This is a genomic window from Serratia microhaemolytica, from assembly GCF_004011885.1.
GTDB lineage: Bacteria > Pseudomonadota > Gammaproteobacteria > Enterobacterales > Enterobacteriaceae > Serratia_G > Serratia_G microhaemolytica.
On record NZ_SBEF01000001.1, the window covers coordinates 70,658 to 92,313 of the forward strand.

5 protein-coding genes are annotated in these 21,656 nt (G+C 50.8%); 2 read left to right on the forward strand and 3 right to left on the reverse strand.

The genetic code is table 11. The annotated features are described in order from the left end of the window. The first annotated feature begins 1,207 nt into the window (after positions 1-1,207). Positions 1,208-2,338, forward strand: coding sequence for a fimbrial protein (locus EOJ37_RS01365; RefSeq protein WP_127956876.1), 1,131 nt, complete (start codon positions 1,208-1,210; stop codon positions 2,336-2,338). Between the two features lie 375 nt (positions 2,339-2,713). Next, complete coding sequence (locus tag EOJ37_RS01370; protein WP_127956878.1) at positions 2,714-3,841, forward strand: hypothetical protein; 1,128 nt, start codon at positions 2,714-2,716, stop codon at positions 3,839-3,841. 168 nt (positions 3,842-4,009) lie between these two features. Here the strand turns inward: EOJ37_RS01370 and EOJ37_RS01375 are convergent, their stop codons facing one another. The 3 genes from EOJ37_RS01375 to EOJ37_RS01385 all read right to left on the reverse strand — a co-directional run bounded on the left by EOJ37_RS01375 (position 4,010) and on the right by EOJ37_RS01385 (position 21,640). Continuing rightward, on the reverse strand, positions 4,010-5,407 hold the full coding sequence (locus tag EOJ37_RS01375) for an MATE family efflux transporter (protein ID WP_127956880.1): 1,398 nt from the start codon (positions 5,405-5,407) through the stop codon (positions 4,010-4,012). Between the two features lie 213 nt (positions 5,408-5,620). Then, positions 5,621-16,513, reverse strand: a complete 10,893-nt coding sequence (locus EOJ37_RS01380; protein ID WP_127956882.1) for a non-ribosomal peptide synthetase — start codon at positions 16,511-16,513, stop codon at positions 5,621-5,623. 633 nt (positions 16,514-17,146) lie between these two features. Further along, positions 17,147-21,640, reverse strand: coding sequence for a non-ribosomal peptide synthetase family protein (locus tag EOJ37_RS01385; protein ID WP_127956884.1), 4,494 nt, complete (start codon positions 21,638-21,640; stop codon positions 17,147-17,149). Between the last annotated feature and the right edge of the window lie 16 nt (positions 21,641-21,656).

Consider the following 21,656-nt stretch of genomic DNA (forward strand, 5'->3'; position numbering starts at 1 on the left):
CTATCGAAGTTGATGCTACCTATCGAATAACTCATCACCGCAGCAGTAGCTGCCAACAAACTGACAGTGTATCGAATGAGAAAGGGCTACCTTTTCATGACTCAGGGCAAACGCATGAACGTTTTTTAATCGATTATTAACTAAAGTTTGTTCTGTGCCACAATACGAGGAGCCAGGTAGTTCCCTCCCCTTAATAAGGGGAGGGTTAGGGTGGGGTTTTAACGCATTTGATTATTTTGAAATACCCCCTCCCAGCCTCCCCCTTTGCAGGGAGAGGCGCGAGACAATGCTTTTGCTTTGATAAGGGGAAAAACATCAACACGTGCTCAGGTCAAATACTGTTTTTGGTTAAAAAACGTTCGTAATCTTGCCCTGTTTCATGACTGAACTGACTCAAGAGCCTAGGGTTAGCATAAAATAAGCACAGTCAATGCTGCCATGACTGCAATAGTTCAAATTACAAACAGCTTCTGCCTATACCTTGGTCGATCTGGTGCAGAATTTACGGCAATAAATGCTGCGAAACTCCCTGAACCGTGATAGTTAAGCAGATTAGTACAAATGGGCAGCCGTCCCAGGCTAGGTTAACTCAAAAATCGAGCTGTTTTATTGATCTAAGTAAGTAATACAGAATTTTTAACCAAATAATTTGAAACAAACAGCATAAAAATGAATCATTATCATAAACAGGTAGAAGATAAAACCAAATGATAAACTTACATTGATAGGTCTTAACAATTTGCTTAACAACCCATTCTGCGTAAACTCACCATCAACGGCTTAATCGATTAAGCTAAATCGATATCAGAAGCCAAGACAATAATTACTTGATTTATAAATTTAAATTAAGCAATACACTGTTGATATTAGATGTCTGTTTAACGTCTAAGCAGAACTGCAAAAAAGCAGCAATGCAGAAACGAGCACAGCTTCCCCAAACAGTGATAGAGAGGCCGTTGTTCTTCAATCGCTAGGGTGATTATTTTCTTAACATCAGGATCAAATGAGTCTATTGCCAACAGAAATTCTGTTTCTGTACAACGGCAAATTAGCGCTAACCGATTAGTGCTATTGCAGTTGGTAACCCTTTTTCACCAGAAGTCAACTATCCGTAACCATCGCAGGTCAATCGACTCAACTCAGTTAGACAACAGGTAAAAGCGGGCTATCTGATATATATAATATTTAAAATGAGAAAAATAACATAATGACGCATCGCGCTCTATTCCAAACCCAACACGCTACCCCGCACTATGGCTGGAAAATGTGGGCCACATTACTACTACTCGCGGCCCCTGGCATCGCCTCAGCAGCAGTGGCTGGCCCTAGCGGAACCTACACCGTCGGTGCAGGAAAGGTGTGGAGCACCCCTCTATCTTGGTCTGCCTCGATTGCTCAGGCCAGTTGGGATCCCACAATAAACCCTTATAGGCATGTTGGCGGCGCACTTACCACCACACTTCCAGACGTTGGTGGTGGCTGTATGAATACCAGTAAAATAGCCACACTATCAACAGGAGCGATAACCGGCTATAAAATAGCTGAAGACGTTATACTGGCAATGACCGCTGGCAATATCACTGGCACTTACTACAACCAGATCAGCGGAACGACCAAAACAACTGTCACAGGTCGCTGGGCTGCCAATGGTGCTTTTACCACCACCACTATTGCAACCTCACCTTGGTGTGTCGGCCTCTCCAGCAATGATATTGGGGCAAGACTGGTTCGGTATGAAACCGGCACTAGCCTAAATAATGGCGTCATGGCGCTCTATATCGGCCCGAATGCCAAGACTGGCACCTATACTGTACCGAATTTCTATCTGACACAGTTTAACGACACAAACGTGATCTTCCCTGTGGTACTTCAGACAAGTAAATTCACCATCAGTCCACCAACCGATTGCACCGTGTCATTTCAGGATTCGAACGTCTCTTTTGGTATGGTGAGCTACAACAGCGCAGATAAAGAGCAACTTGCTGTTTTTCCATCACAGTTGAACATTAACTGTCCATCAGTAGTTGATCAGGGCAATAACACCACGACAGTGAAACTGGCATTCAGCGGTAACAGTGGTCGCACAACCGATACCTTGATGTTGAAAGGGAGCAGCGGCGCTAGCATGGCAGAAATCCGTGGTGTGAGAACAGCGAATACTGCCGGTTGCAGCAGTCTTGATGCCGCACAGATCCAGTTTAACGGTCAATCGGTTGATGTACCCAATGTAGGTGTAGGGCAAACGGCAATCCCATTAACTTGGACACTCTGCAGCAATGCGGCCAGTGAATATGGGCTTGGAACCGCACAGGCAACAGCAACGATCACCTGGCCGTAACCGAATACCAATACGCTATGGCTAAACAAACAGGCACTGTCAGCATGCGGCTTGCTGACAGTGCCTGCTTTTTTCATATTTACTCCTTCCCTACTACGTTACAGCCCTCCCTTACATAAAAAGCCCCAACTCAAAGACTATCTTATTAGCAGATAACATAAAAAATAGTCTAAAATAAAGAGAAAATGCCTACAAGGCTCGATTGACTGCCTGTTGATTTTGTTTATAATATTACGAACACACTGTAACATATTATATTTTAAAACAATTACTATTAGGCTCCTTTCTAGATATTCCCCTGCTAACTTGGAACTGAAACAGAGTTACAACTTATTTGTTGATAAAATATATAACCATTCATTAGGGATAGATGTCATGGCACTCAGTCAAAGATCTTTATCGCACCTCACTAAGCTCATCAGAACAGCCACCGCCATAAGCGTAGTGACCATCAATACCGCTACAGCAGCACCAATACTCACCGCCGTCGTGCCTACAGGCGCTTACGGCATTGTCGGCGCAACTACTCCGCTAACTTCCTATCTTGAAGGGAGTTTGAATAATAAAGAGTACTCTGCCGCCCGAGGCCTCACAGCCATTACCACTACGAATAACGGCCTTTGTGAATCAACCACAAGCGGTGGTGTCGCTATGCAAACCGTGGGGGTCTATGGTTTTAGACTCTATACCGAAAATGGCACCCCCATCAATGCCGTTTTGTTACCCGATGGGCGTGGCACCTTTCAGCGTACTCAAGAGAATTGGGCTAACGTAGACGGCTACGTAGCCTACATCAGAGGGTTATGGTTCATCGATGGTACTGGGGGAATTGGTACAGTTACATCGCACGCTGACGGAACCAGCCCGTATTCACGGAGCAGAGTCGCCTGCCCCAATATCAACAGCAGAAACTACGATCCATCCGCAATACGTTCATCATCATTGAATGTCAGATTTTTGATTGATACTGACGGTAGCGTTCCCGCCGGACGATACTATTCTAACATGCTCTACCATGGCGATTTCTCTTTCACAACCAGCGGTAATTTAATCAATGAACTCGGTAAAGTAGAGGTTGTTTTCGCCCCCTCCTCATGTAGCTTGAACGTACCTGGCAGTGTTGATTTAGTTGTTGAGGGCGGTTACGGCGGCACAGCGAGGATCAGTTATCAAGTACAATGCAGCAATCAATCAGCCGCACCGGTGACGCCTTATCTAACCATCTCTGCTACCGGTCAGCCTCTCCGGCTTGCTCCCGACAACAGGAGCCTGAGAGTACCTGCTTCTAGACTGTTTGTTGTCGGAAATTGGTCCAGCACGGTGCCTACCTGCAGTGGCGGTGGCAACATGTATTTTGATGGTCAAGAGGGGGTTCAATTACCTCAAATGACGCCAAATGGTGGCAGCATTAATGTTCAAGGCTGGATGTCATTCCGACTGTGCGGTGAATCCACAGGTGAGCAACGGTCTACACAGGCAATACTCACGGTCATTCAGCGCTAGTGGCGAATATCGCCAAATCACCACGTCCAGTTTAGGCACACCAAGCAAGGTGATTAAACCTGCTTGATGTGCTCGCTACCACCTCAGCGTGGAATTTATTTTTCTTGGTACGATAAAAATCTTGCCGACAAAATAGAAAATCACGCATCGTTCGCAGCTCAAACAGTACTAAACCGGCTCATTGAGATACTCAGCACCTGACACACGAGCCAATATATGTTCTGCCGGCTTGCGTTGCAGAACAAAGATACGGCACAACATTAATGAAGCCGCTGTTGTCAGACCAAAAATAAACCCTATCCAAAAACCAGCCACCCCCATTGCCGGTACGATAATATCGGTTAATGCCAACGCATAGCCTATTGGCAACCCGATCAGCCAGTAAGCTGTGAAGGTAATGAAAAAAATCGACAATGTTTCTTTATATCCACGCAACACTCCGCCACCAATCGCCTGTATCGCATCGGATATCTGGAAAAGTGCAGCAAAAAACATCAGATGCGCCGCAAGAGCCACCACCTCAGGGTTGTCGTTATACAACAACGCAATCTGTTCGCGTAGTGAAAAAGTAAAAACTGCAGTACCAATGGCAAGCAAAATACCCAGGCTGAACGCAGCATACGAAGACGTTTTAGCCGCAGACACTGAGCGTTCTCCTAGCCTATGCCCAACCCGAATAGTCGCAGCCACCCCTAACGATGCCGGTAATACCAGCATTAGTGTACTAAAATTCAATGCCACTTGGTGAGCAGCAACGATTGTCCCTCCCAGTGGAGCAATCAATAAAGCCACTACCGCAAACAACACCACTTCAAAAAACATCGATAATGCAATCGGCAGCCCAAGTGAAAACAGGCTAATTAATACCGATAGATTCGGTTTAGCAAAACGCTGTTTCGAATTCACACAACGCATTGACGGAGCATATTTAACATAGCCATACATCATAAAAAACATGACCCAAGCGATAATTGCCGTTGCAATACCACAACCGATACCGCCCAATGCTGGAACACCCCAAAAACCATAAATAAAAATGTAATTTACCGGAATATTTGCTGCCAACCCCAATAAGAGGATCACCATCGCTGGCTTGGTATTTTGCATCCCTTCACACTGCGCTTGTAACACTGCGCTAAACAGATAAGCTGGCAAAGCAAAAGCCATAGCATAAAGATAACCGACCGCTTTTCTTACCAACTCAGGCTCCACCTCACCAAATGAATTGATGATGGCATCAAAATAATATGCCGATGGCAAAATCAAAAGCACAAAAAACAGTGCTAGCCAAAACCCTTGCTGTACTTGAGTCGCTATCTCATGCTGTTTTTTTGCCCCATCCAATTGTGCAATGATCGGCACCAAGCCAAGCAACAAGCCAGTGCCCAACGCCATCACCGGCATTCCAATAGAAAGGCCAAGCGCCACTGCCGCCATGTCTGTGGTAGCAAACCCTCCGGTCATAATGGTATCCACAACCCCCATAGCAGTTTGTGAGACAAACGCAATCATTACCGGCATTGCCAATAAAAACGTCCGCTTGCATTCAATAAAAAAATCACGCATCGCTGTTTCCTTTTAGACTTTATTTTCCAATTCACCATTGCAGAATGGCGATAAAAAATAATATAAAGTGTGCATTCCATAAATAAATAGAATATACGAACCCCAAGAAAGCGAGGATCTTGACATAATGCTCCCCGGTTCAACACCCAGTCAACCCCAAAGGGAGCATAACAACTTGTTCAATTAGCCCATCAATTTTTTAAAAACACCGCGTTATATTTCAACCGCCTCCTCCATAATAGTGACACCACCGTGCCCTTGTATATCGTTTGGCACCGGCATAAAACCGGATTGCCGCCAATAGCGGTAATATGTTTCCAATAACGCATTCAGATCAAATGGCACCAATTCGCTATCGACCAGTACTTTCTCCACCACCTCCAGCGACTGTTGGGTCACTTCATCAGGCGGGGCAAGGTAGAGTGATTTAAACGGATAGAGCGCATTCGCTTCATCCAGTTGTGCAACCCACTCTGTCGACCAGATCTCCGGTGCCACAAAGCTGATCGGATGCCCTTTGCTGATCAGGTAAAGCAGCAAATCACGCCCACTCAGCGTACTCAAATACCCCAAATTCAGTGCCCGGTTGAGATAATCCGCTTGCCCACGCGCCGCGATGGTCAGCCGTGCCAAAATATCTACCGGGCTGATATCCAGCATCACGTCACCCCAATCGGGTGCAACGCCCATCTGTACACAGCCTTTGATCAGGCTCAGGGTATGGTTGTGTTCTACATTCGAGACACCGTGCACGGTTGAACCGGTAATATTGCCCATGCGGTAAATCGCCCCCGTCAACCCGGCAGCAAACGCTTGCATCATCAACTGCTCACACACCCACTTGCTCTGTACATAACCGTTAGCGCTCGGGCAATGCGCAGCAACCGTCGCCTCACACAGCCGATCACCCTGTTGCTGTGCCGCCGAGAGGGTAGAGATATAGAACAACTGCTTCGCGCGACCTTGGCAACACAACCCCAGCAACTCACGCGTACTCGCTACATTGCTGGCACGTAACGCGCTGTAACTGTAAAGGTGGTTCACCCAGGCACCACAGTGGTAAATAACATCAACCTGTTCAGCTAAATCACACCACTGACCGGCAGATAACCCTAACCGTGGCTGACTCAAATCACCGGACAGCACTGTAAGCCGTGCTTCATCCAACGTGAGCTGGTAACGTGCTGCGGCCTGACGCAACCGTTGCAGCCCGTTATCGCCACGCACCAGACAGTGCACTGTCGCCTGCGGATAACGCTGCTGAATTTCGGCTAACAGATAGATGCCGAAGAAGCCGGCCGCACCGGTAAGCAGAACCTGCTCAAATGCCACTTGTGGCGCAGGGATAAAATGCATCGCAGGCAGTTGCTTATCCAGCTCCATCAACTGCTCGTCCCCTTCTTCGTTATCCCCTTCGCCCTGCAACGCTGCTGCCAGTGCGGTCAAAGTGCTACTCGAAAATACCTGGCTTACCGGCACTGTTTTGCCTAACCGCCGGTTGATCAGATCACACAGTTTCACCACCAACAACGAGTGACCACCGAGCGCGAAGAAGTTATCGTGGCGACTGACCTGTTCAACGCCTAACAATTCACACCAGATCGCCGCCAGCGTACACTCCAATTGCCCTTGCGGTGCTTGATATTCTGCCCGAGCAAATGCCTGTTCATCCGGCGCCGGTAAGGCGCGTTTATCCAGTTTGCCATTGGGCGTTAGCGGTAATTCAGCCATCGGCACATAAGCGGCAGGCACCATATAGTCCGGCAGCCGTTGTGCTAAATAGTTGCGTAATTCGGCAGCATCTACAGTGTGCTCGGCGTGGGCTATTAGATACGCCACCAGTTGCAAGGCACTCGGTTCGCCCTGGGCCACCACCACTGCGTCACGCACCGAGGGATGACTCTGCAGTTGTGCCGCGATTTCACCTGGCTCAATGCGGAAGCCACGGATCTTCACCTGTTCATCGTTGCGCCCTAAGTACTCCAGTTGCCCGTCTGCGCGCCAGCGGCCTAAATCTCCACTGCGGTACATGCGCGCACCCGGTTCGGTACTGAACGGATCAGGCAGGAAGCGTTCTGCAGTTAAATCGGCGCGTTTGAAGTAGCCACGTGCCACACCGGCACCGCCAATGTAGATCTCACCCATTGCACCGAGTGGCACCAGTTGTTGCCGTTGATCCAGAACATAAACACGCGTATTGGCTATCGGGCGACCGATCACGGGTTCAGATGACCCATCGGTTTCAAGCAACGCCCGTGTCGCTACCACTGTTGTTTCGGTTGGGCCGTAGCTATTCATCACAAACAGTTTTTTTGCCTGTTGTAAACGCTGCCATAACGCCGGAGGGAGCGCTTCGCCACCCACCGTGACTAACAGTGGTGTTGTGCGTTGTTCTATTAAACCTGCATTCAATAACCCCTCCAACTGTGAAGGCGTGCAACAGAAGCGGTTGATGCGTTCCTCTGACAGCGATGCCACAATTTTTGTCGGTTCATAACTCACTTTCGCAGTCAGTATTAACTCCCCTCCACAGAACAACAGCGCCAGCTCTTCCCAACTGGCATCAAACATCATGCTGATGTTCATCAATCCAGAAACTGGTTGCGCTAGGGTGTCTGATAGCATCCCGCTACTCGCAACCATAAAGTTGACGATTTGTTGATGCTCCACCATCACCCCTTTCGGTTGGCCGGTTGAGCCAGAGGTGTAGATCAGGTAAGCCAGATTGCTGGCTGTCAGGGTTGGAATAATAGGATCACACTGATTACCACCGTCAAACAGCGCCGTTTCCAGTAACCACGTCGGTATCGCATGTTGACCCAACGCTGCCATACCGCGTTCATCGGCCAGTAATAGCAGCGGTTCGGCATCCTGCAAAATGTAGCGCAGCCGTTCCCCCGGATAAGCCGGATCTAACGGCACGTAGGCTCCACCGGCTTTTAAAATCGCCAACATCGCCACGATCAACTCAATACTGCGTTCAGCACACAGTGCCACCCGCTGCTCAGGAACCACGCCCTGTTCAATCAGCCGATGCGCCAACCGGTTAGCGCGTAGATTCAACTCACCATAGGTCAAACTGTTGTCGCCATAACGTAATGCTATCGCCTCGCTATGTTCAGCCAATTGCGCGGCAAACAGTGCGGGAAGTGTCGTTGCAGTAACTGGCTCCTGGTTACCGCGCCCCAGTGACAACATGTCCTGTTGCTGTTGTACCGAGAGCAAACCGATCGCCGACAGCGGCTGGTTTGCCTCATTCACCATCGCCGTTAACACCCGCTGTAAATAGCCAATATGGCGCTCAATACTCTGTTCGCTAAACAGGGCTTGGGCATAACCCAATTGACCGTGGATCAACCCATCAGCACCGTCACTCAACCCCAGCTCAAGGTCAAATTTCACCCGCTGATAATTGCTCTCGCCGAGCTCGACCGTAATCCCATCAAACTTAGGTAACACCTCACGCTCTTGCCAGCTCAATAATGCTTGGAACAACGGTGCATAACCGCGCTGACGTGTCGGATTCAGCCGCTCAACCACCTGCTCAAACGGTAAATCCTGGTGTGCTTGCGCCTGTATCACCTGGTCACGCACTTGGTGCAGCAAATGCTGCGCATCGCTCATCGCAGCGACGTTAATACGTAGCGCTAACGTATTGGCAAAGAAACCCACCACCCCTTCCAACTCGCTGCGCCCTCGGTTCGCCACCGGGCTGCCGATCACCACTTCCTGCTGCCCCGCGAGCCGTGTCAGCACCACTGACCAAGCCGCCAGCAATAACATAAACGGCGTGATCCCCTGTTGGCGGCTAAACTGCCGTATCTGTTCGCTCAAACGGGCGTCGAAGCTAAATGACACCGCATCACCGTGATAGGACTGCTCAACTGGGCGTGGGAAGTCAGTTGGCAGGGTGAGTAACTCTGGCGCCCCCTGCAACTGCTGGTACCAGTAATCCGCTTGTTGTTTCAACCGCTCACCCGATAACCACTGGCGCTGCCAAGCGGCGTAGTCCGGATAATCAATCGCGCGAGCGGGTAATACCACAGCATCACCTTGGCTGTAGCCGTTGTAGAGCTGTGCCAGTTCCTGGCAAATCACCCCGATCGACCAGCCATCAGAGATAATGTGATGCTGGGTTAGCAGCAGTGCCCACTGCTGTTCAGCCACCTTCACTAACCGGGCGCGTACCAGTGGCCCCTGACTCAGGTCAAATGGCTGATGCGCCTCCTGCTCACTCAATTGTGCCAATGCCTGTTGCGTATCCGCTGAAGTGGACAGGTCATGTTCACACAGTGGCACACCCGATTCAGGTGACAACAGCACCACCTCGCCTTCACCCGCAGAGTTAAGCACAAAAATTGAGCGCCAGGCCTCATAACGCGCATACAGCGCATTCAGGCTGGCAATCAGCGCATCACGCCGGAGTTCACCGTGTAAATGGAACAGGGCAGGGATATTGTAAGTCGCCGATGGCCCCTCCATCTGCCACAGAAACCAGAGCCGCTGCTGGGCAAATGACAGCGGTAAATGCTGGTCGCGTGAAAGGCGTGTGATGTCAGGCAGGGTCTCTTGCGGCAACTCCGCGATGACGGTAGCTAACGCCGCCAAAGTGCTGTGACTAAACAGAGCCGCCACCGTTAACGAGACCCCCAATCGCTGTTGTACCTGGCTACAGAGCCGCACCGCCAGCAACGAGTGACCGCCGAGCGCGAAGAAGTTATCGTGGCGTCCCACACGTTCCACACCCAGCAGTTCACACCAAATTTCTGCTAACCGTTGTTCCAGTTCCCCTTCTGGTGCCTGATATTCCGCCCGGGCAAATGCCTGTTCATCCGGCGCCGGTAACGCGCGTTTATCCAGTTTGCCATTTGGGGTTAATGGGAATTGCGTGATAGGCACATAAGCAGCAGGCACCATATAGTCCGGCAGCCGTGCAGCTAGGTATTCACGCAGCTCAGTTACTAAACTCTCTTGTTGTGCAATAAAGTAGGCCACCAGTTGCAGAGTACTCGATTCACCCTGTGCCACTACCACTGCGTCACGCACCGAGGGATGGCTCTGCAGTTGTGCCGCGATTTCACCCGGCTCAATGCGGAAGCCACGGATCTTCACCTGTTCATCATTGCGTCCTAAGTACTCCAGTTGCCCGTCTGCACGCCAGCGGCCTAAATCCCCGCTGCGGTACATGCGCGCACCCGGTTCGGCATTGAACGGATCCGGTAAAAAACGTTCGGCAGTTAAATCAGCGCGTTTGAAGTAGCCGCGTGCCACACCGGCACCGCCAATGTAGATCTCACCCATTGCACCGAGTGGCACCAGTTGTTGCCGTTGATCCAGAACATAAACACGCGTATTGGCTATCGGGCGACCGATCACGGGTTCAGATGACCCATCGGTTTCAAGCAACGCCCGTGTCGCTACCACTGTTGTTTCGGTTGGGCCGTAGCTATTCATCACAAACAGTTTTTTTGCCTGTTGTAAACGCTGCCATAACGCCGGAGGGAGCGCTTCGCCACCCACCGTGACTAACAGTGGTGTTGTGCGTTGTTCTATTAAACCTGCATTCAATAACCCCTCCAACTGTGAAGGCGTGCAACAGAAGCGGTTGATGCGTTCCTCTGACAGCGATGCCACAATTTTTGTCGGTTCATAACTCACTTTCGCAGTCAGTATTAACTCCCCTCCACAGAACAACAGCGCCAGCTCTTCCCAACTGGCATCAAACATCATGCTGATGTTCATCAATCCAGAAACTGGTTGCGCTAGGGTGTCTGATAGCATCCCGCTACTCGCAACCATAAAGTTGACGATTTGTTGATGCTCCACCATCACCCCTTTCGGTTGGCCGGTTGAGCCAGAGGTGTAGATCAGGTAAGCCAGATTGCTGGCTGTCAGGGTTGGAATAATAGGATCACACTGATTACCACCGTCAAACAGCGCCGTTTCCAGTAACCACGTCGGTATCGCATGTTGACCCAACGCTGCCATACCGCGTTCATCGGCCAGTAATAGCAGCGGTTCGGCATCCTGCAAAATGTAGCGCAGCCGTTCCCCCGGATAAGCCGGATCTAACGGCACGTAGGCTCCACCGGCTTTTAAAATCGCCAACATCGCCACGATCAACTCAATACTGCGTTCAGCACACAGTGCCACCCGCTGTTCTGGCGCCACGCCCTGTTCAATCAGTCGATGTGCTAGCCGGTTAGCACGTAGATTCAACTCACCATAAGTCAGGATGTTGTCGCCGTAACGTAACGCTATCGCCTCAGGAAAGTGAGCCACTTGCTGCTCAAACAACTGTTGGAGCAGACTAGGCTCGAGGTAGGGGGTAACTGTTGGGTTCAATTCCAGCAGATGTTGCCGTTCATCGATAGGCAGGATATTCACTTGCCAAATCGGCTGTTCTGGGTGACTACCTAGCGTTGCCAACAGTTGTCTCAGTCCTATCTCGACATACGCCGTCAGGCGTTTGGCAGCAACACCTCCGCTACTTTGCGCGGTCAGTGTGAAATTTTGCGTCATATCATCAACAGAGAGAGCCAGTGGGTAATTGCCTCGCTCCTCGACATCCAGAATACGGATCCCTAGCCAGTCCTCGGCGTCATAACCATCGCTATAGCGATAGTTGAATAGACTATTAAATAACGGCAGGGGGGCCATGATGCCACTACACTGCTGAGCAAGAGCCAACGGTGCCTGCTCGTGCTCCAGCAACTCACTCAACCGCTGGTAGGTCTCCTGCACCACTTGACCTACACTGCGCTCACCCAGTTTTATCCGTATCGGCAAGGTGTTAATAAACAGCCCTAACACCTGATCTGCACCGCTCACCCCCTGTGAGCGCCCCATCAGTACCGTACCGAACACCACATCATCCTGACCACTGCACTGCGCCAACAACTGTGCCCAGACAACATGAAACAGCACCGCAGCACTCACGCCGTGCTGACGCGCAGTCTCGCGCACCGATTGCGTCAACACTGGATCCAGCACTAAGACCTCTTTGTCTGTACTGCCATCATGTTGTACATCCAGCAAACCAAACGGTGTGGTGGGTTGTTCCAAATCGCCTAGCTGCTGCTGAAAGTAGGCCTGATGCACCGATTGCGGTATTGCGTGAACCTGAGCAACGAACTCTCGGAAAGGCAGCGCTGGGGGCAATGTTTCTCCCTGATGAGTCATGAAGGCACGAATTTCACGCAACATAATCTCCAGTGAGAGATGATCTTGCACCAAATGGTGCTGCAACAGAGCTAATAGCCACTCACCGGAGTGAGGATCTTGTGCGATGGTAGCGGAAAAGAGCGGTGCCTGAGTCACATCCAAACGATGATGGCGTGGGTCGCAATGTGCCCGTAGTTGCGCTACAGCATCCTGTTGTGTGCTGATCTCAAGAGTCATCACCGGTAAGCGAGCCTGGCGATACACCACCTGCACCGGTTGTGATAAATCCTGCCACTGTATTGCGCTACGCAAAATATCGTGACGGTCGATCACCTGCTGGAAGGCAGTTAAGAAGCTGTCCAACTGTTGGCGATGCTCAAAGGCGAGTAAGACATATCCCAAATAGAGATCATCTTCCTTGTCGAGCAGATAATGGAACAGGATCCCTTCCTGTAACGGTGCCAACGGATAGATATCCTGAATATTCGCCATACCACCGGCTACGCGCGCTGCAATGCAGTCAATTTCTGCTTGTTGCAAACTAATCAACGGCAGCATCTCAGGGGTGATCGCGCTACAATTTAGCGGGATCGCGTTGGCCGGGATCACATGCGTCTGGTGTTTAGTATCGCCTAGCGCTGCCGCCATCGCTGCCAGTGTCGGCGCAGTAAATACCTTGCTTACCGCCAGGCTTAATCCCTGTAACCGTAGCCGCTCTATCAGGGTAACAATTAATAGCGAGTGACCACCGAGCGCGAAGAAGTTATCGTGGCGACTGACCTGTTCAACGCCTAACAATTCACACCAGATCGCTGCCAGCGTACACTCCAATTGCCCTTGCGGTGCCTGATACTCTGCCCGGGCAAATGCCTGTTCATCCGGCGCCGGTAAGGCGCGTTTATCCAGTTTGCCATTCGGTGTTAGTGGTAATTCAGCCATCGGCATATAAGCAACTGGCACCATATAGTCCGGTAGACGCGCAGCCAGATATTCACGCAGCTCGGTTACTGAACTCTCTTGTTGTGCAATGAAGTAGGCCACCAGTTGCAAGGCACTCGGTTCGCCCTGTGCCACCACCACTGCGTCACGCACCGAGGGATGACTCTGCAGTTGTGCCGCGATTTCACCTGGCTCAATGCGGAAGCCACGGATCTTCACCTGTTCATCGTTGCGCCCCAAGTACTCCAGTTGCCCGTCTGCACGCCAGCGGCCTAAATCTCCACTGCGATACATGCGCGCACCCGGTTCAACACTGAATGGATCCGGCAGGAAGCGTTCGGCAGTTAAATCAGCGCGTTTGAAGTAGCCGCGTGCCACACCAGCACCACCAATGTAGATCTCACCGGTTGCACCAAGCGGCACCAGTTGTTGCCGTTGATCCAGAACATAAATGCGGCTATTGGCTATCGGGAGACCAATCACTGGTTCAGTTAAATCACCCGCTTCGATCATCGCCAAGGTGGCATCCACAGTGGCTTCTGTCGGGCCATATACATTCAGCACACGCAGGTTATCGATCTGCTGTAAACGATGCCAAATTGCTGATGAGATCGGCTCGCCTCCCACCAATACCACCATTTTTTGCCGCAGAGATTGCGCTAAGCCGGCATTCAGCACCCCTTCCAGTTGTGACGGTGTGCCACTGAAGTAATTCACCTTTTGCTTAACCAGATGCTGAACCAACTGGTTGGCATCGTACTTATCTTCACTGGCGGTCAGGATCAGTTCGCCACCATGAAACAGCACCGCTAACTCGTCCCAACTGGCATCAAACATGATGCTGGCATTCATTACCCCTCGCGCCAGATCCACACCCTGTGTTGACAGCGTGTTTCCCGTTGCCATTACCAAATTGACAATTTGTCGATGCTCCACCATCACCCCTTTCGGTTGGCCGGTCGAACCAGAGGTGTAGATCAGATAGGCTAAGTTACTTGGTATGAAATGAGGAACTTCGGGATTGTGATCGCTGCCGCTGTCAAACAGAGCCGTTTCCAGTAACCACGTCGGTATCGTATGTTGACCCAACGCTGCCATACCGCGTTCATCGGCCAGTAATAGCAGCGGTTCGGCATCCTGCAAAATGTAGCGCAGCCGTTCCCCCGGATAAGCCGGATCTAACGGCATGTAGACACCACCGGCTTTTAAAATCGCCAACATCGCCACGATCAACTCGATACTGCGTTCAGCACACAGTGCTACCCGCTGTTCTGGCGCCACGCCCTGCTCAATCAGCCGATGCGCTAACCGGTTAGCGCGTAGATTTAGCTCACCATAAGTCAGGGTGTTGTCGCCGTAACGTAACGCTATCGTGTCAGCACACCCCTTCAGTTGTGCTTCAAACAGTGCCGGTAATGTGGTCAGCGTTCTCTCACCCACGTCACCGGCGAGTGACAATAATTGTTGATAGTCTGCATCAGGCAGCAGTGTTAAATAACCAATCGTGCTATCCGGCTCGCTCAGCGCCGAGGCCAGCAAGGTCGCAAAGTGCTCGGCCAAACCCACAATCCGCGCATGAGAAAATAGCCCTGTGTTATATTCAAACTGGCAAGCCACACCACCTTGACTTTCAAATACCTCCAACGAAAAATCAAACTTTGCACGCCCAGTCTCAATATGATGGTAACTGACATCCACCCCATCTACGGATAAATCCGCTATCGCATTTTGATAAGCGAAAAAGGATTGCAACAGCGGCGGGTTGACCGCGCTACGCTCTGAACTCACCGCCTCAACAATCTGATTAAACGGCAAGTTGGCATGAGCAAACGCCTCTAGGCTGTTATCACGCACTTGCCGCAATACATCGCGAAAAGTGTCAGCCGCAGCAAGCTGAGTGCGTATTGGCAAGGTGTTAATAAAAAGCCCTATCAGTCCATGCGTATCTGCCAAACTACGTCCTGAAACCGGTGTACCCACAGTCAACTGGTCCACCCCCGTGTAACGATGCAGCAGCACCATGTAAGCCGCCATCAACACCGCATAGGGGGTCGTCGACTCTTGCGCCGCCAGTGTTTTAATTTGCAGTAACATCTCATTGGGCAATAAGTCACTGACTAAACGCCCGGTGCTACTCTGCTCGGTATGAGCGAGACTGTGCCCATCACAGTCAGCAGGCAATGCCAGCGCCACCGGCGCTTCCACCAAGCTGCGTTGCCAAAACACCCGCTCACGCTGTTGCTGTTCTGCCGTAAACTGTGCTTTTTGCCAAGCCACATAGTCATAATATTGCAGCCTGGCTTCCGGCTCTCCCGCCAGCGTATTGGCGCCCAGTTGCTGATAAATTTCAAACAGCTCACGCACAAACACCCCCAGCGACCAGCCATCGAAAATAATATGGTGGAAACTGAGCACCAGAAAATGTTCATGCTCACGCAAACGCAGCAGATGGGCGCGCCAGAGTGGCCCTTGATAGAGATCAAACGCTAATTGCAGGATGGGTTGTGCCACTTGATCCAGATTTTCTACCGAACAAATGTCTACCTGACGCGCACTGAGGTCGTGATAGCAATAATCGACATAATTCTGCTCCAGAAGATACTGATACACCTCGCCACTCGCATCCACACCGAATGCAGTGCGCAGCATCCAGTGCCGCTTTGCCATCAGCGAGAGGGCCTGAAACAGATGGTGCTGATTTACTGTCCCCTTTAGTACAAAGCCACCGGGAATATTATAAGTGCTGTTATTCCCCTCCAACTGGGACAATAACCATAACCACTGCTGCTGTACTGACAGTGGAGCCCTGGATGGCGATGTCGACTGCGTCTTGCTGATTGAAGAGATAGCAATATGTTCACTCTTACCGAGCACCGCTTCCAGCTTGCTACGTTGCTCCAGCGAGAGCGCCATCAGGCGCGCCCTTAATGCCGGTGAAATATTCTGTTGACTATCGATTGTTTTGGCCTGTTCTAGCGCCAAGTCGGTCACATCTTCTTTCATGGTCTATCCTTATGTTCTGTTAGTTAACATTCCCAAACAGCCGTCATCACAACCCATCGAAAATCAATAAAACCCCATTAAAACAGCAAAATGAATATTAATCAGACACACTGACCAGTAATACACAAAAAACGGCATAGGAGAATTAATTAAATGCACACCTTTACGTTAATTTCTCATAAAAATTAACTCCGAAGTTTAAGCGCCATTAAAAAGAAAAATAAAAAATAACGAAAGCAAATAACTCCACTCAGCACGCACTATATTCATGAAACTTTAAAAAACAAAAAAATCAATAAAATTATTTTTATTCAAAAATATATTTTCGTTTGATTTTAGAGTTTGCTTTCCAGTTCACCATCACAGCACGATGTTCAATAACACAATCTGAATTTCAAAAAATATTACCGCATACCCCCCTTAAGGTGAGATCACGAACGCTTTTTAACCAAAAACAGTGTTTGACCTGAGCGTGTGTTTATGTTTTTCCCCTTATCAAAGCAAAAGAACCGCCTAGCTCTCCCCTGAGAAGGGGTAAGCTGGGAGGGAGGTATTTCACATAATCAAATGCGTTAAAACCCCACCCTAACCCTCCCCTTATCAAGGGGAGGGGACTGGTCACCACATCACTTTCTATACTTCAATTGTTGCTTGCTGCTGTACAACCTCATCCTGTTGATACTGAGGTGCCGGGATAAAACCCGATTGCCGCCAATAGCGGTAATATGTTTCCAATAACGCATTCAGATCAAATGGCACCAATTCGCTATCGACCAGTACTTTCTCCACCACTTCCAGCGGCTGTTGGGTCACTTCATCAGGCGGTGAAAGGTAGAGTGATTTAAACGGATAGAGCGCATTCGCTTCATCCAGTTGTGCAACCCACTCCGTCGACCAGATCTCCGGTGCCACAAAGCTGATCGGATGCCCTTTGCTGATCAGGTAAAGCAGCAAATCACGCCCACTCAGCGTACTCAAATACCCCAAATTCAGCGCCCGGTTGAGATAATCCGTTTGCCCACTCGCCGCGATGGTCAGCCGTGCCAAAATATCCACCGGGCTGATATCCAGCATCACGTCACCCCAATCGGGTGCAGCCCCCATCTGCACACAGCCTTTGATCAGGCTCAGGGTATGGTTGTGTTCTACATTCGAGACACCGTGCGCGGTTGAACCGGTAATATTGCCCATGCGGTAAATCGCCCCCGTCAACCCGGCAGCAAACGCTTGCATCATCAACTGCTCACACACCCACTTGCTCTGTACATAACCGTTAGTGCTCGGGCAATGCGCAGCAATCGTCGCTTCACACAGCCGATCACCCTGTTGCTGTGCCGCCGAGAGGGTCGAGATATAGAACAACTGCTTCGCGCGACCTTGGCAGCACAGTGCTAACAGCTCGGTGGTGCTCTGTACATTGCTGGCACGCAATGCGCTGTAACTGTAAAGGTGGTTCACCCAAGCACCACAGTGGTAAATAACATCAACCTGTTCAGCTAAATCACACCACTGACCGGCAGATAACCCTAACCGTGGCTGACTCAAATCACCGGACAGCAGCGTAAGCCGTGCTTCATCCAACGTGAGCTGGTAACGCACTGCGGCCTGACGCAACCGTTGCAGCCCGTTATCGCCACGCACCAGACAGTGCACTGTCGCCTGCGGATAACGCTGCTGAATTTCGGCTAACAGATAGATACCGAAGAAGCCGGCCGCACCGGTGAGCAGAACCTGCTCAAATGCCACTTGTGGCGCAGGGATAAAATGCATCACAGGCAGTTGCTTATCCAGCTCCATCAACTGCTCGTCCCCTTCTTCGTTATCCCCTTCGCCCTGCAACGCTGCTGCCAGTGCGGTCAATGTGCTACTCGAAAATACCTGGCTTACCGGCACTGTTTTGCCTAACCGCCGGTTGATCAGATCACACAGTTTCACCACCAACAACGAGTGACCACCGAGCGCGAAAAAGTTATCGTGGCGACTGACCTGTTCAACCCCTAACAATTCACACCAGATCGCCGCCAGCGTACACTCCAATTGCCCTTGCGGTGCTTGATATTCTGCCCGAGCAAATGCTTGCTGATCCGGTACTGGCAAGGCGCGTTTATCCAGTTTGCCATTCGGCGTTAGCGGTAATTCAGCCATCGGCACATAAGCGGCAGGCACCATATAGTCCGGCAGCCGTGCAGCCAGGTATTCACGCAGCTCAGTTACTGAACTCTCTTGTTGTGCAATGAAGTAGGCCACCAGTTGCAAGGCACTCGATTCGCCCTGTGCCACCACCACTGCGTCACGTACCGAGGGGTGACTCTGCAGTTGTGCTGCGATTTCACCCGGCTCAATCCGGAAGCCACGCATCTTCACCTGTTCATCGTTGCGCCCTAAGTACTCCAGATGCCCGTCGGCGCGCCAGCGGCCTAAATCACCACTGCGATACATGCGCGCGCCCGGTTCGGTACTGAACGGATCCGGTAAAAAACGTTCGGCAGTTAAATCAGCGCGTTTGAAGTAGCCACGCGCCACACCAGCACCACCAATGTAGATCTCACCGGTTGCACCGAGTGGCACCAGTTGTTGCCGTTGATCCAGAATATAGATTTGAGTATTGGCGATCGGCTTACCAATCGGTAACGGATCATGACACGATGCTAAGCACGGATAGATCGACGCACATACCGTGGTTTCAGTCGGGCCGTAGGCATTGAAAAGACGCTGCCGTTGCGACCAGTGTTGCGCCAACGCAACTGGGCAGGCTTCTCCCCCCACAACGAGCAACAGTGAATCGGGAAGGGCGTCTCTGTCTAAATAACGCAAAGCAGATGGGGGCAACAGTACATGACTGATCTGGTTACACTTCAGTGTGTGCATTAACGGTTCCCCCGGTAGCAACGCTTCGCGTGCAGCCAGACAGAGTGTCGCTCCATGGCATAAGGCAATTGCCCATTCCCATACCGCCGCATCAAAACTGAATGAAGCAAACTGCAGTACTCGACTTTGTGCTGTGACACTAAAGGTTTCCGCTTGTGCCACAATAAGATTAACCAAGCTGTGATGTTCAATCATCACCCCTTTCGGCTGTCCGGTAGAACCAGAGGTGTAGATCAGGTAGGCCAGATTGCTTGCAGTCAGGGTTGGAATAACCGGATCAAGCTGATTACCACGGTCAAACAGCGCCGGCTCCAGTAGCAATGTCGGGACATCGTGTGGCTCCAACGCCGCAATACCGTGTTCATCGGCCAGTAATAGCAGCGGTTCCGCATCCTGCAAAATGTAACGCAGCCGTTCAGTGGGATAAGCCGGATCTAACGGTACATAGACACCGCCAGCTTTTAAAATCGCCAACATCGCCACGATCAACTCAATACTGCGTTCGGCACACAGTGCCACCCGCTGTTCTGGCGCCACGCCCTGCTCAATCAGCCGATGCGCCAACCGGTTAGCGCGTAGATTCAACTCACCATAGGTCAGGGTGTTGTCGCCGTAACGCAACGCTATCGTGTCAGCACACCCCTTCAGTTGTGCTTCAAACAGTGCCGGTAATGTCGTCAGCGTTCTCTCACCCACGTCACCGGCGAGTGACAATAATTGTTGATAGTCTGCATCAGGCAGCAGTGTTAAATAACCAATCGTGCTATCCGGCTCGCTCAGCGCCGAGGCCAGCAAGGTCGCAAAGTGCTCGGCCAAACCCACAATCCGCGCATGAGAAAATAGCCCTGTGTTATATTCAAACTGGCAAGCCACACCACCTTGACTTTCAAATACCTCCAACGAAAAATCAAACTTTGCACGCCCAGTCTCAATATGATGGTAACTGACATCCACCCCATCTACGGATAAATCCGCTATCGCATTTTGATAAGCGAAAAAGGATTGCAACAGCGGCGGGTTGACCGCGCTACGCTCTGAACTCACCGCCTCAACAATCTGATTAAACGGCAAGTTGGCATGAGCAAACGCCTCTAGGCTGTTATCACGCACTTGCCGCAATACATCGCGAAAAGTGTCAGCCGCAGCAAGCTGAGTGCGTATTGGCAAGGTGTTAATAAAAAGCCCTATCAGTCCATGCGTATCTGCCAAACTACGTCCTGAAACCGGTGTACCCACAGTCAACTGGTCCACCCCCGTGTAACGATGCAGCAGCACCATGTAAGCCGCCATCAACACCGCATAGGGGGTCGTCGACTCTTGCGCCGCCAGTGTTTTAATTTGCAGTAACATCTCATTGGGCAATAAGTCACTGACTAAACGCCCGGTGCTACTCTGCTCGGTATGAGCGAGACTGTGCCCATCACAGTCAGCAGGCAATGCCAGCGCCACCGGCGCTTCCACCAAGCTGCGTTGCCAAAACACCCGCTCACGCTGTTGCTGTTCTGCCGTAAACTGTGCTTTTTGCCAAGCCACATAGTCATAATATTGCAGCCTGGCTTCCGGCTCTCCCGCCAGCGTATTGGCGCCCAGTTGCTGATAAATTTCAAACAGCTCACGCACAAACACCCCCAGCGACCAGCCATCGAAAATAATATGGTGGAAACTGAGCACCAGAAAATGTTCATGCTCACGCAAACGCAGCAGATGGGCGCGCCAGAGTGGCCCTTGATAGAGATCAAACGCTAATTGCAGGATGGGTTGTGCCACTTGATCCAGATTTTCTACCGAACAAATGTCTACCTGACGCGCACTGAGGTCGTGATAGCAATAATCGACATAATTCTGCTCCAGAAGATACTGATACACCTCGCCACTCGCATCCACACCGAATGCAGTGCGCAGCATCCAGTGCCGCTTTGCCATCAGCGAGAGGGCCTGAAACAGATGGTGCTGATTTACTGTCCCCTTTAGTACAAAGCCACCGGGAATATTATAAGTGCTGTTATTCCCCTCCAACTGGGACAATAACCATAACCACTGCTGCTGTACTGACAGTGGAGCCCTGGATGGCGATGTCGACTGCGTCTTGCTGATTGAAGAGATAGCAATATGTTCACTCTTACCGAGCACCGCTTCCAGCTTGCTACGTTGCTCCGGCGAGAGCGCCATCAGGCGCGCCCTTAATGCCGGTGAAATATTCTGTTGACCATCGATTGTTTTGGCCTGTTCTAGCGCCAACTCGGTCATATCTTCTTTCATGGTCTATCCTTATTCT